This is a genomic window from Streptomyces sp. NPDC127097 (assembly GCF_042724075.1).
Lineage (GTDB): Bacteria > Actinomycetota > Actinomycetes > Streptomycetales > Streptomycetaceae > Streptomyces.
The window spans coordinates 52829-66477 of sequence record NZ_JBHXFI010000005.1 but is presented as its reverse complement, the minus strand read 5'-3'; the positions used below and the strand labels follow the sequence as shown (position 1 = coordinate 66477).

The following is a 13649-nucleotide window of genomic DNA, read 5'->3' as shown; positions in this document are numbered from 1 at the left end:
TCCCCGGTGGGGGGGGTTCGGGGGGGGCGGCCGCCGGGTTTGGGGGTGGGTGGGGCCCCCCTGGGGGGGGCGGGCGCGCCCTCCCCCTCTGCCAGGGGGTAGCAGAGGCGGAGCGACCGCGCGGCCCGGGTTCACAGGCAAAACCAGGGCCGAGCCGGGAATCGGGGAAAATCCCTCGGCTCACCCTGAGATACGCACCGCGTGGCGGGATGATTCAACCGGCTTCCGAATTCGTCGCGGTGGGGGGCTCAGGGGGCCCCGACCCTGATCCGCCGGGCCGGGACACCCCTGAGGGCCCGTCAACTCTCCACCGGTCCGGCCGCCCCCGCGCTCGGATGGTGGCGGATCCGGGCGGCGAGGACGGCGACATCGTCCTCGGCGTGCAGTCCGTCGAGGCGGAGCAGGACCTCGTCGAGCATCGGCTCCACGCCGGCCCCGGCGGGCAGTCGCATCCTCGCCAGCCGGGACAGGGAGGCATCGATGTCCTCGCCGCGGCGCTCGATGAGCCCGTCGGTGAACATCAGCAGGGTTTCGGTGGGGGTGAGGGCGCGGGTGACGAGTTCGTAGCCCCCTACGCCGGTGCCCAGAGGCGGGCCGACGGGGACGTCGACCAGACCGGTGGCGCCCTCGGGGCCGATGACCGCCGGGGGGAGATGGCCCGCGCTGGCGAAGGCGGCGATACCGCGCGCCGGATCGACCCTGGCCAGCAGGCAGGTCGCGGGCCGGCGGGACTCCTCCCCGGCCACGGCGGCGTCGAGTTGCCGCAGTACGCGATGGGGCGGCAGATCGGTCGAGGCGACATAGCGGAGGTGGGAGCGGTAGGCGTTCATATCGACCGCCGCGTCGAGTCCGTGCCCCATGACATCCCCCATGACGAGCAGGGTGCGCCCGTAGTGGAGCCGTACCGTCTCGAACCAGTCGCCGCCTACCAGGGCGCTGCCGCCGGACGGCAGATAGCGGGTGGCCAGCTCCAGGTTGGGGTGCGGCCGGCCCGGCTCCGCGAGGAGCGCCCGCTGAAGGTCCATCGCGGTGCGCTGCACGGCGGCATGGCGGCGGGCGTGGGTGAGCCGGGTGGCGGTGAGGCGCGCCAGATGGTGCACGGTGGCGGTCTCCTGCCCGGAAAAGCTGCCGCCCGCGCGCAGGGCGAGCAGCACACCGTAGCGACGGCCGTACGCCAGGAGCGGGGCGGCCACGGCCTGGACGGCGCGGCCGCCCGGCAGCACCGCCGCCGCGGTGACCGGGCGCTCCTCGTCCAGCGCCCGCAGCGAGGGCGTGTCCTCGGCCGGCCGCTCGTCCGGGAACTGCGCCTCCAGCACCTTGACCAGGCCGGCCGTCGCGACGCGGGTGAGCGCCTCCGGGGACCGGGGCCGGGCGCCGGTGCCCTGCCCGGTGAGCAGGTCCACCGCCGCGGCGTCACACAGGTGCCGGCACAGGAAGCGGGCCAGCTCGGCACAGGTGGTCCGCTCGTCCAGGGTCGTGCCGATCTGCTCGGCGGCCTCTTCCACCGTGTGCAGACGGGCCAGGACGCCGGCGAGCTCGGCGTCCGGGTCCGTCTCCGCGCCATCCCGGTTCGACAAGGCCACCTCCAGGGCACTGCGGCCCGCCGCGGGCGGGCGCTCCTCATGCACCCATACCATCAGCAACCCGGCATCACGGCCCGGCGCGACGGCCGCGCCGGGCCTCCGTGCGGCCGAGCGGCACGGCCGGCCGGGTCCCTGGTGACCGTCAGCTGAGGACGCCCGCGCCCAGCAGTCCGAAGAGCAGCGCTCCGACGAGGATCCGGTAGAGGACAAAGGAGTTGAAGGAGTGCTTGGCCACGAACTTCAGCAGCCAGGCGATCGAGGCGTAGGCGACGCCGAAGGAGACGACGGTGCCGATGGCCAGCGGGGCGACGGCGGCGCCGGTGCCGATGGCGTCCTTCAGCTCGTAGATCCCGGCGCCGGTGAGGGCCGGGATGCCGAGGAAGAAGGACAGCCGGGTGGCCGCGACCCGCTCCAGGTCGAGCATCAGCGCGGTGGACATGGTCGCGCCGGAGCGGGAGAAGCCGGGGAAGAGGAGGGCGAGGATCTGTGAGCAGCCGACCAGCATGGCGTCCTTGAGCGAGGTGTCGTCCTCACCCCGCTTGTGGCGGCCCATCCGGTCCGCCGCCCACATCACCCCGCTGCCGATGATCAGCGAGCCGGCCACCACCCAGAGCGAGGCGAGCGGGCCTTCGATCAGCGGCTTGGCGGCCAGGCCGACGACGACGATCGGGAGGGTCGCGTAGATCACCCACCAGGCGAACTTGTAGTCGTGGTGGTACCGCTCCTCACGGTCGCGCAGTCCGCGGAACCAGGCGCCCATGATGCGCACGATGTCCTTGAAGAAGTAGGCGAGTGCCGCGGCGATCGCGCCGACCTGGATGACCGCGGAGAACGCGACGACGGTCTTGTCGCCGACCGGGATGCCCATCAGACCCTCGGCGATCTTGAGGTGGCCGGTGGAGGAGACCGGCAGGAATTCCGTCACCCCCTCGACGGCTCCGAGGACGACGGCTTGGCCGATGCTGATCGCGCTCATGGGGTCCATTCCGGGTGAAGGGTGATCGGTGGGCGTGGGGGCGCCGCGGCACACAGGTCGGTGTGGTGACTGTACTGGCGCGCTCGCGGTCCGGCCGAAGCGCGACGCTCCGCGGGCACGACCGGAGAGAGAAGGATCACGACTGCCACATCAAGTGGCGGCGGGCCACCGGGATCCGATACGGATGAAGCAGCCGTGGGCCAATGGTGAACAGGGCGTGGACGGCCGGGCATTGGGCCGTGTCGCCGCTTCTGCGGTGCCGGGCCGGGGGGCGCCCCACGCGTCCCGGCGTCTACAGTTCACCGACGGTCTACAGCACTGTAGACGACCAGGGGGAGGAACGGCACGCCGCAGGGTGCCGCCCCCTCCCGCAGCAGTCCACCCGAGGAGCCGGTATGCCGCTCACCGTGATCGCCATGACCATCGCCCCCACCAGCACGGCAAGAGAGCCACGGCGGCCGACGGACTGCTGGGAGGCCGTGTCGTGATCCCCGCCCCCCGGTCCTCCGCCCAGCAGGACACCGGCCGGATCGCCCCCGCCGAGCCGCCCGCCACCGCGGCGCACCGGTCCGCCGGTGCCCCGGGCGAACCGGCGCCGCCCGCCCCGGCCGAGCCGCCCGCCCCCGCCAAACAGCGCGACGCGTTCTTCGACAACGCCAAATACCTGGCCATCGTCCTGGTGGCGCTCGGGCACGCCTGGGAGCCGTACTACCACGGCAGCCGGAGCGCGGCGTCGCTGTATCTCTTCGTCTACGCCTTCCACATGCCGGCCTTCACCGTCATCTCCGGCTATTTCTCGCGCAGTTTCGACCTGCGCCGCGACCGGCTCCAGCGGCTGGTCACCGGTGTCGCCGTCCCGTTCGTCGTCTTCCAGACGGCCTTCGCGCTCTTCCGGTACTTGGCCGGTGACATCCCGAGTTTCACGGTCAGCCTGCTGGATCCGTGGTTCCTCACCTGGTTCCTGGCGGCCCTGTTCATCTGGCGGCTCACCGCTCCGTTGTGGCGGATCGTGCGCTGGCCGGTGCCTTTGGCCCTCGTGATCGCCATCGCGGCTTCCGCGTCCCCGGACGTCGGCACCGAGCTGGACCTCCAGCGGGTGCTGCAATTCCTGCCGTTCTTCGTCCTCGGCATGTGCCTGAAGGCGGAGCACTTCAGCCTGGTGCGCCGCTGGCCGGTGCGAATCGCCGCGGTGCCCGTCCTGGCGGTGGCGCTGGTCTTCGCGTACTGGGCCGTGCCCCGGATGAACGACGCCTGGTTCTACCACACCGACAGCGCCGAGAACCTGGGCGCTCCGTGGTGGGTCGGTGCGCTGATGCAGCTCGCCATGTTCGGCTGCTCGCTGGTGCTGACGGCGTGCTTCCTGGCCTGGGTGCCGGGCCGCCGGATGTGGTGCACCGCGCTGGGCGCCGGCACGCTCTACGGCTATCTGCTGCACGGCTTCCTCGCCAAGGGCTCCCGCTGGTGGGACTGGTACGACGCCGGCTGGGTCCGCACCCCGTGGGGCGCCATCGCCGTCACCTTCATCGCCGGAGCGGTCGTGACGCTGCTGTGCACACCGCCGGTGCAGCGGGTCTTCCGCTGCGTGATGGAACCCAAGATGACATGGGCGTTCAGAGCGGAACCCCCGACCGGTGCGACGGAACCCCCGACCGATGGTGCGGCGGCGCCCCCTGCCGGTAAGCAGTCGGCCGGGAAGCAGGCGACGGGGAAGCAGGCGGTGCCCTAGGGGATCTCGGGCGCCCGTCCGCTCCAGGGCCACGATCGCGCCGGCGGATAGCATCAGTACTGTTGGCGTGGCTCATACCTGCGGTAATGGCTCCCTCATGGGCCGGTCGAGTACTTGACAGCACACGATCGGAAGTCCTGCGAGAGGGCCGGCAGTCCCAGAGCCCCGGCCACCCGAACCCTCCAGAGGCGCCGATCATGGATCCAGCTGCCGCGGCATCGCCACCCCGTACGGGCATCAGCCTGCGCCAGTTGCTGATGTCGCTGGGCGAGCCCCTGGTGGAGCTCCAGGCCGCGCCCGACGGGCTGGACGTCGAGATCCGCAGCGTCGCACTGCTCGACCCCGAGGACCCGCCGATGGCCCGCCCCGGCGAGCTGATCCTCGCGATAGGGGCCCGGGGGCGCGCGGCGTTCCCCGCGCTGCGGGCCGGCGGACGCGACGGGGCCGCTGCCGTGGCGGTCAAGCTGGACGCTCCCGGGCAGGCCGCGGCGCTCAGTGCGACGGCCGTCGAGGCGGGCATCGCGCTGCTGTCCGTACGGAGCGAAGCGCGCTGGGAGCAGGTGGACGCGCTGGCCCGCGCGGCGCTGGAGAGTGCGCCGCTGGGGCGCCCCGGCGAGGGGGCCGAGGAAGGCGACCTGTTCGCGCTCGCGCAGACCACCGCCATCCTCACCGGCGGCATCGTCAGCATCGAGGACACCGCCAACCGCGTGCTGGCCTACTCCCGCTCCGCCGACGACGACGAGGTCGATGACCTGCGGCGGCGGTCCATCCTGGGGTGGCACGGCCCGGAGGCGTATCTGTCGCGGCTGCGCGAGTGGGGCGTGTTCCAGCGGCTGCGCACCTCCGACGAAGTGATCAACATCGATGCCCACCCCGAGCTGGGGATCCGCCGGCGGCTCGCGGTGGCCATCCGCTCCGGGGAACGGCAGCTGGGCGTCATCTGGGTGCAGGAGGGCTCCACGCCGCTGACCGAGCGCGCCGACCAGGCGCTGCTGGGCGCGGCCCGGGTCGCCGCCCTGCATCTGGTACGCCGCCGCCGTGAGCTCTCCGCCGACCTCACGCTGACCCGTACACTCGCGGCCGGGCTGCTGGAGGGCAGCACCGGGCCGCAGCCGCTGGCGAGCCATCTGGCCCTGGACGCGGCCCGCCCGGCCGCCGTCCTGGGCTTCTCGTACGGGACGGCCGAGGCCACCCCGCCGGAGCTGACCCGTGGCGAGGTCAGCAACCTGATCTCGGTGCACACCGCCGCCCGGCACAGCAGCTCCGTGGTCACCCAGGTCGACGCGCGGATCTATGTGCTGCTGCCGCAACTGCCGCGCAGCATCGACACCGGCACGCTGCGCGGCTGGGGCCAGGAGATCACCGACGCGGCCGGCCGCCACCTGGGCCTGTCGCTGCGCGGCTCGGTCGGCTGCATCGTGCCGGGGCTCGGGGAGATCCCCGAATCGCGCCGGGAGGCGGACCGGATCCTGGACGCCATGCTGAGCGTCGGGGTCGCCACCACGGTCGCCGCGCTGCCGGACATCCAGGCGGAGGTACTCGTCAGCGAGGTGCTGGCGCTGCTGTCGGCGCACCCCGAGATGCGCGACCCCCGGCTGACCGCCCTGGTCACCCACGACAGCCGCAACCAGGGGCAGTTGGCCGAGACCGTGCTCGCCTATCTGAACGCCTTCGGCGACGTACGGGCCGCCGCCACCGAGCTGCATGTGCACCCCAACACGCTGCGCTACCGGATCCGCCGGGCCGAGGACCTGACCGGTCTCGACCTCAGCCGCCCGGATCAGCGGCTGCTGGCCATGCTCCAGCTGCGGCTGCCGCCCGCCGGCTGAAGCGGGGCGCGCGGCGGCCGGTGGCGCGACGGCCCGGCCGGGGGCGCCGCGTCGGGCGACGGAGCCACGGAGTCCGGTATCCGGGCACTCGCACCCCCCGCACCGCCGGTGGTCAACAATTCTCCTAAACTAGGCGATATTGCTCCATTCAGCTGACGGGCTGGCGATGATGAGTGCGGAGAATGCCCTGCCGGGTGGCTCGGACCGCGCGTGCGATATCGCGAAGGCGGCCACCGCCGAACTGGACGGCCACGGCCGGATCGTGGCCTGGACCCGGGCGGCGGAGCGGCTGCTCGGCTATCCGGCCGCGGAGATCCTGCACCATCCCGCCGCGGAGCTGCTGGCGGTACCGGGCGACGAGGTGCGGGTGGCCTCCGTGGCGCGGTGGTGCCGGGCGGGGGACGGCTGGGGCGGCTCGGTCGCGGCCCGCCACCGGGACGGCCGGGAGGTGCAGCTGGCGGTGCAGGTCACGCGGGTGCTCGACGGCGCAGGACCCGAGCGGTGGTCCGTCCTCGCCATGGAGGAGTGGCGGGTGCCGGGCGGCGGGGTGAACCAGCTGATGCTCGAACCGTTCCTGGCGCACGCACCGGTCGGTATGGCGGTGCTCGACACCGATCTGCGGTACGTCTGGGTGAACGACGTACTGGAGCGCCTGATCCCGCTGGAACAGCGGCTCGGGAAGCAGGTGCACGAGGTGCTGCCGAGGCTGGAGGCCGCGGCGTTCGAGGAGCGGATGCGACGGGTCCTGCGGACCGGGTCGCCCGTGATGGACTACGAATTCCGCAGCCCCACCTATGCGGACCCCCACCAGGAGCGTGCCTACTCGGCCTCCTTCTTCGGGCTGGCGGACCCCCAGGGCCGGCGGATCGGCCTCTGGTACATGGTCATCGACGTCACCGAACGCTGGCGGGCGCAGGAGCGTCTGGCCCTGCTGAACGACGCCAGCGTCCGGATCGGCAGCACGCTCGATGTCACCCGGACCGCACAGGAACTGGCCGATGTCGCCGTGCCGGCGCTCGCCGACTTCGTCGCCGTCGATCTGCTGGATTCGGTTCTCCGCGGCGAGGAGCCGGTGCCCGGGCCGGTCGACAGCACCCCCACCCTGCGCCGCTGCGGTCAGCAGTCGGTCCACGAAGGCTGCCCGGAGGCCGTTCTGGCCGTGGGGGAAGCCGTCCAGCGGTCGCCCTCGTCACCGATCGCCCGCTGTCTGCTCAAGGGCGCGTCCCTGGTGGAGCCGGTCCTGGACCTCACCACGAGTGCCTGGGTCACCGAGGACCCGGTGCGGGCCGCCGTCATCCGGGAATTCGGGTTCCGTTCGGTGATGGTGGCACCGGTGCAGGCCCGTGGCATCACCCTGGGCGCGGCGACCTTCTTCCGGTCCCGCCGTCTGGGGCCCTTCGCGGCGGACGACGTCCAGCTGGCCGAGGAGTTGGTCGCGCGGGCCGCGGTGTGTGTCGACAACGCGCGCCGTTTCACCCGCGAGCGGTCCGCGGCCCGGGTGATGCAGCAGAATCTGCTGCCGCACGAGCTGACCGGCGGGTCCGCGCTGGAGGTGGCGTCGTGGTACTTCCCGGCGGACGCGCCGAGCGGGGTGGGCGGCGACTGGTTCGATGTGATCCCGCTGTCCGGGACGCGGGTCGCCCTGGTCGTCGGGGACGTGGTCGGACACGGCATCAATGCCGCGGCCACCATGGGGCGGCTGCGTACCGCCGTCCGCACCCTGGCGAATCTGGATCTGCCGCCCGATGAACTGCTGGCCCGTCTGGACGACCTGGTCATCGGCCTGGTCAAGACGCACCGTGCCGACCCGGCCGCGGACGCCGGGAACCCGAGCGTGGCCTCGACGTTCATGGGCGCCACCTGTCTGTACGCCGTCTACGACCCGGTCAGCAGGCGGTGCAGCATGGCGCGGGCCGGCCATCTGCCGCCCCTGATCGTCGGCCCCGACGGCGCCGTGGACTGCCCGGACCTGCCCGCCGGGCCGCCGCTCGGCCTCGGGTCGCTGCCCTTTGAAGCCGTCGAGCTGGAACCGGCCGAGGGCAGCCTGATCGCGCTCTACACCAACGGGCTGATCGAGACCCGCGACCGGGACATCGAGGTCGGACTGTCCCGGCTGAGCCGTGCCCTCGCGGTGCCCGGGGAGACGCTGAAGGAGCTCGGCGGGAATGTGGTCAAGACTCTGATGACCGGCCCGCCGTCCGACGACGCCGCGCTGCTGCTCGCCCGGACCCACGCCCTGGACGCGCAACAGGTCGCCTCCTGGGAGCTGACCTGCGATCCGGCCGTCGTCGGCACCGCCCGTGGCCTCGCCGACCAACAGCTGACCGAGTGGGGCATGGACGCTCTGCTGTTCACCACGGAGCTGATCGTCAGCGAACTGGTCACCAACGCCATCCGCCACGCCTCCGCGCCGATCACCCTGCGTCTGATCCGGCAGGACGTGCTGATCTGCGAGGTCTCCGACGCCAGCAGCACCTCGCCGCGCCTGCGCCACGCCCGGACCACCGACGAGGGCGGCCGCGGACTGTTCATCGTCGCGCAGCTCACCCGGCGCTGGGGCACCCGCTACACCCCGACCGGCAAGGTCATCTGGACCGAGCAGAGCCTGTCGTCCGACGCGGGCGGCGCCGACGAGGAGGACTGAGGCGGGCCGCGGACGGACACCTCCAGACCTCCCAGGGCACCCCGAGGCGTCGCTCAGCCCGCCCCCAGAGCGCTCCGCACGCTGTCGCGCTCGCCCCCGCCGGGCACATGGCCGCAGTCGTCCCCATCCGGGACGGGCCAGCCGACGAGACCGCGTCCGGGCAGCTCGACATAGTCGCAGTCGGTGCCGGCCACCACGCGGCGCGGCGCCCCGCCGGCCCGCCCGGCGGTCAGCTGGGCGGTCACGAAGGCCGCGCTCGTCCTGACGATGTCGCGGGTCAGCCCGAGGGGCAGCAGCGCGCGGGTCTCGGCGGTCGCCTCGTCCTCACCGGCCCGCAGCACCACCCGGATATCGGGTGCCACACCGTGGGCGGCGACCGCCACGGCGATGTTGTCCAGCTCATCGGAGCCGACGGCGGCCAGCGCACGGGCCCGCCCCAGGCCCAGCCGCGCCAGCACCGCACGGTCCTCCCCGTGCGCCAGCACCACGGGTATCCCCATCGACCGCGCGAGGCGCAGGTTCGGGGCGGCGGGCTCGCGCTCGACCCCGACGACCGGAACCCCCAGCTGCCGCAGGGTCTGGCACAGCCGCAGGCCGACCTGGCCCAGCCCCACCACGATGACGTGACCGGCCCGCGGCAGCACCCTCGGCCCGAGGACCCCGACCAGCCGCGGGCCGAACAGCCGGTCGACGATGCCCGCGGTGAGCAGCGCGGTGAATCCCACGGTCACCAGCATCGCCACGCCGGACACCACCTCGTACCCGGGATGCCCCTCGTGCGGAGCGGCCGGACCGACGCCCGCCACCACCCGGGCGGCCTCCAGGAACGCCGTGCTGACCGGCTTGTGGAAGACGCCCACCAGCCAGATCCAGTCCAGGACCAGGACGGTCACGATGCCCAGCAGCCCGATGAGCAGCAGACGGGCATCCGCGTCGTGGGGCTGCAACTGCCCCCGCAGCCGTCCCAGCAGCGCCCGCCGCCGGGCGGCCGGGCTCGCCCGCCACGCCGTCTCCACCAGCCGGTCCTCCCCCGGGCGGACCGCGACCGCCCCCTGCCCGTCGTCCCACACGGCCAGCGCGTCGGGGTCGACACACAGTCCGGCCAGCGTCGGCGCCAGGAGGTCGGCGGGCGAGACCGGCACACAGTCGCGCAGCAGCAGCCGGAGCTGCTGCGCCACGGTGCGGTCGAAGACGGTGACGACGATCCGGACGGAGTCGCAGACATGGCGTACGGCGAGGGCGTAGCGCAGCGCGGACAGATCGTCGCCCACCAGGACCGCGAGGGCGGCCGGCGGTGTGGCCAGGGCCCGGCGCAGGTCCTGGTCGTCCGGCGCGGCGAGGTGGTCGACCGGGTGCCCGCTCTCTCCCAGGGAGGCACAGACCCGGCGCGCGAGCGTCGTGGCTCCGATCACCACGATCACGGGGTTCCGTTCTGCCGGATTTGCAGCGATATCCCCGTTTTCGCCCGGCAGTTCAGCGGAGCGTGGCTCCGGTGGTTCACCGCGCCGTTCACATGACATTCCGTCCTGCGACGCGCGGCGGTCGCCCACCCCTGATGGTGTGGGTGAGGGCGCGGTCGCGGGAGCGGTCCGGGTCTGTCGGGCGGAGGGAAGGGTGGCCATGGAGTCCCCTTGCTCGTCGGCCGGCGGCGGGGCCGGTCGCGAGGCCCCAGGGCCGAACTCACGCTAGGGCGCGGGCGGTCCGGGACGTCTGTTCCGTCGGCCAAGGCTTCGCCGACGGCGTTGTCCGTCCGCACCAGCCCCGTCCCGATGCCCGCCGGGACGGGCCCGGCGAGCCGTCGGCGCCTCCGGATCTCCCCGCGCGCCCCGGGCGCGAATCCTCCGTTCCGGTCCTCCGCATTAGCCGAACGGACAGCCATCGGGGGCGAATTTGTCCGGTCTCACAAATACGCCGCCGCGCACCGCCACATACGCTTACGCAAATCCCAATCCGGACGTGATGCGGCTCACCTCTCACGAGGAGGACGGGCAGTAGCGCGGCGGCGCAAAGAAGCGCTCCCCCACCCGCGCAGGCATCCGAAGGCCACGGCCACTCACCGCGCCTTCGCACCTCGTCAGGGCCACGATCGCCATCTCCAGCACCGGCCCTTGCGTGCGTCCACCTACCGAGGCGATCCCAGCAGTCACCACGTGCATGACCCCTCCAACCCTCAATGGATGTCGAAGATGACTACACCTCCCCCCAGCCCCGTGGCCGCTCCGCCCGCTCCGCCGGGGCACGGGCAGTCTCCGCAGCAGTCAGGTCTTCAGTCGGGCCTCAAGAACCGCCATCTGTCCATGATCGCCGTGGGTGGGGTCATCGGCGCCGGCCTCTTCGTGGGATCCGCCTCCGGCATCGCCGCGGCCGGCCCCGGCATCCTGCTGTCGTACGCCCTGGTCGGCGCGCTGGTCGTGTTCGTGATGCGGATGCTCGGTGAGATGGCGGCCGCCAACCCGACCTCCGGCTCGTTCTCCGCCTACGCGGACCGGGCGCTCGGCCGCTGGGCCGGATTCTCGATCGGCTGGCTGTACTGGTTCTTCTGGGTCGTGGTGCTCGCCGTGGAGGCGACCGCCGGTGCCGCCATCCTCACCAGCTGGGTCCCGGCCGTCCCGCAGTGGGCCTGGGCGCTGATCGTGATGGTCGTGCTCACCGCCACCAACCTCGCCTCGGTCTCCTCGTTCGGTGAGTTCGAGTTCTGGTTCGCCGGCATCAAGGTCGTTGCCATCGCCGCCTTCATCGTCATCGGCGGTCTGGCGATCTTCGGTGTGCTGCCCGGCTCCGACAACGCGGCGACCGGCTTCGCCAACCTCACCTCCCATGGCGGCTTCCTGCCGAACGGCCCCAGCGCGATCCTCACCGGTGTGCTGATGGTCGTCTTCTCCTTCATGGGCAGCGAGATCGTCACCCTCGCCGCCGGTGAGTCCGAGGACCCGCAGCGCGCGGTCACCAAGGCCACCAAGAGCGTCATCTGGCGGGTCGGCATCTTCTACCTCGGCTCGATCCTCGTGGTGGTCTCCCTGCTGCCGTGGAACGACCCGTCGATCGCCAAGCACGGCTCGTACGTCGCGGCCCTCGACTCCATAGGCATCCCGCACGCCGGCCAGATCATGAACGTCATCGTGCTGACCGCGGTGCTGTCCTGCCTCAACTCCGGCCTCTACACCGCCTCCCGGATGGCCTTCTCGCTCGGCCAGCGTGGCGACGCCCCGAAGGCTTTCGCCCGGACGAACGCGCGGGGCGTCCCGCAGGCCGCGATCATCGCCTCCGTCGTCTTCGGCTTCATCGCGGTCGGCTTCAACTACCTGTGGCCGACCACGGTCTTCCAGTTCCTGCTGAACTCGTCCGGCGCGGTCGCGCTGTTCGTCTGGCTGGTCATCTGCTTCTCGCAGCTGCGGATGCGCGGGATCATCCTGCGCGAGAACCCCGACAAGCTGGTCGTCCGGATGTGGCTCTTCCCGTACCTGACCTGGGCGACGATCGCGATGATCTCGTTCGTGCTGGTCTACATGCTCACCGACGACAGTGAGGGCGGCGGCCGGATCCAGGTCGTGCTGTCGGTGCTGCTCGCCATCGTGGTCGTCGCGGTCTCCCTGGTCCGCGAGCGGCTCGGCCGCGGCGCTCCGGAGAAGGAGGCCGTCAGCTCCCGCTGACCGAACGGTCTGCCATACGGGCAGGGGTATGCCTATGCATACCCCTGCCCGTAGTCTCGCCTGAGCGCCACTCTCGGCAACACTGCCGTTCAGCTCCGTATACGACCCACCAACGGAAGGCTCCCCGAACACATGCCCGTCTTCAGACGCCGCAAAGGCAGCCTTCCCCGCCTGGTCCCCGAGCTCGACGACCGCACACTGGGACAGGTCCGGCGCCGCGTCGAGACGTGCTGGTCCCGCGGTTCGCTCGACACCGCCGTGATGGCCTCGATGGCGGACGTGATCAACGAGGCGGGCCACGACTGGGACCGCAAGGCCCACCGGCTGGCGGTGCTCGCCCGGGCCGCGGGGCGGTCGCTGCCCGGCATCTGGCGGCAGCACAACCCGCAGGACCAGAACGCGCTGCTGCTGCACGCCTGGTCGGATCTGTTGCAGGCGCGGCAGGAGGGATCCGGCGTCGATCTGCACGTGACCCGTGAGACCTGCCGGCTCGCGGCCGACATGCTCCCCGCCGACCCCACACCGTGGACCCTGTACCTGGCCACGCTCCGCCTGGAGCAGCGCCCCTCCACGGAGCTGTCGGCGATCTGGCGCGAGATCAAGGCCCGCGATCCGTGGAACCGCGAGGCGCATCTCCAGGCGCTGGGGTATCTGTCGCCGGACGAGTGCGGCTCCAGCGCACTGGTCCTGGATCTCCTCGACGGTGTCCGCGCCGCCATGCCGCCCGACGCCCCCGCCGCCGGGCTGGAGCTCACCGCGCTCATCGGCAGCCACCAGCGAGCCGTGGCCGACGGCGGTCTGATGGCCCTCGGCGCCGGGGAGATCTGGCGGCGGCCCGACGCCGCCAAGGCCCTGGACCATGCGGCGCACTTCTGGCCGGGCCCGGGGTTCCTGACCCACGCGGCGGCCCTGGCCGATCTCAACCTGCTGGCGTACGCCCTGATCAAGGCCGGCCGGACGACCGAGGCCGGGACCACGCTGCGGGCCACCGGCGGCGTCGCGACCCCCTGGCCGTGGAGCATGGACGGGGACGCGCTGGAGCGATTCTCGCACTACCACGGCCGCTATGCGACCGGCGACCCCGACGGCGGCTCCACGGGCCGACGGCGCTGAAGGGCAGCACCGACACCGGCACCCCGCCGCGCGGAGCGGACGTGCGTACGAAGCATGGTGCGCATGTTGCGGGCAGATAGCCGGAACGGGTGATTTTGTCGCCCCTTGCGGCGTATCTGGCGTGCCCT

General features: G+C 72.4%; 8 protein-coding genes. 5 read left to right on the top strand and 3 right to left on the bottom strand.

The window, feature by feature from the left end; genetic code table 11:
• Window positions 1-299: 299 nt before the first annotated feature.
• Entirely contained in the window at window positions 300-1577 is a 1278-nt protein-coding gene (locus ACFWJW_RS06825; protein WP_387235986.1) for a PP2C family protein-serine/threonine phosphatase, read from the bottom strand.
• A gap of 148 nt (window positions 1578-1725) precedes the next feature.
• The gene (locus ACFWJW_RS06820) at window positions 1726-2559 is read right to left on the bottom strand and encodes an undecaprenyl-diphosphate phosphatase (protein ID WP_387235984.1); all 834 of its coding nucleotides are present in this window, start codon (window positions 2557-2559) and stop codon (window positions 1726-1728) included.
• A gap of 484 nt (window positions 2560-3043) precedes the next feature.
• On the opposite strand from ACFWJW_RS06820, the gene ACFWJW_RS06815 reads away from it, so the two are divergent.
• The 3 genes from ACFWJW_RS06815 to ACFWJW_RS06805 all read left to right on the top strand — a co-directional run bounded on the left by ACFWJW_RS06815 (window position 3044) and on the right by ACFWJW_RS06805 (window position 8758).
• Window positions 3044-4285, top strand: a complete 1242-nt coding sequence (locus ACFWJW_RS06815) for an acyltransferase family protein (protein ID WP_387235981.1) — start codon at window positions 3044-3046, stop codon at window positions 4283-4285.
• A 197-nt stretch (window positions 4286-4482) separates the two neighbouring features.
• Entirely contained in the window at window positions 4483-6114 is a 1632-nt protein-coding gene (locus tag ACFWJW_RS06810; RefSeq protein ID WP_387235979.1) for a helix-turn-helix domain-containing protein, read from the top strand.
• A gap of 166 nt (window positions 6115-6280) precedes the next feature.
• Window positions 6281-8758: a SpoIIE family protein phosphatase gene (locus tag ACFWJW_RS06805; RefSeq protein WP_387236270.1), complete on the top strand. Its 2478-nt coding sequence runs from the start codon at window positions 6281-6283 to the stop codon at window positions 8756-8758.
• A gap of 53 nt (window positions 8759-8811) precedes the next feature.
• Here ACFWJW_RS06805 and ACFWJW_RS06800 read toward each other — a convergent pair whose 3' ends face one another.
• Window positions 8812-10173, bottom strand: coding sequence for an NAD-binding protein (locus ACFWJW_RS06800; protein WP_387235976.1), 1362 nt, complete (start codon window positions 10171-10173; stop codon window positions 8812-8814).
• A gap of 771 nt (window positions 10174-10944) precedes the next feature.
• On the opposite strand from ACFWJW_RS06800, the gene ACFWJW_RS06795 reads away from it, so the two are divergent.
• Both ACFWJW_RS06795 and ACFWJW_RS06790 read left to right on the top strand, forming a co-directional pair.
• The gene (locus tag ACFWJW_RS06795) at window positions 10945-12408 is read left to right on the top strand and encodes an amino acid permease (protein WP_387235973.1); all 1464 of its coding nucleotides are present in this window, start codon (window positions 10945-10947) and stop codon (window positions 12406-12408) included.
• Window positions 12409-12540: 132 nt separating this feature from the next.
• Window positions 12541-13521 carry a hypothetical protein gene (locus ACFWJW_RS06790; protein WP_387235970.1) on the top strand — a complete coding sequence of 327 codons (981 nt, stop codon included), beginning with the start codon at window positions 12541-12543 and terminating at the stop codon, window positions 13519-13521.
• The last annotated feature ends 128 nt before the right edge of the window (window positions 13522-13649 follow it).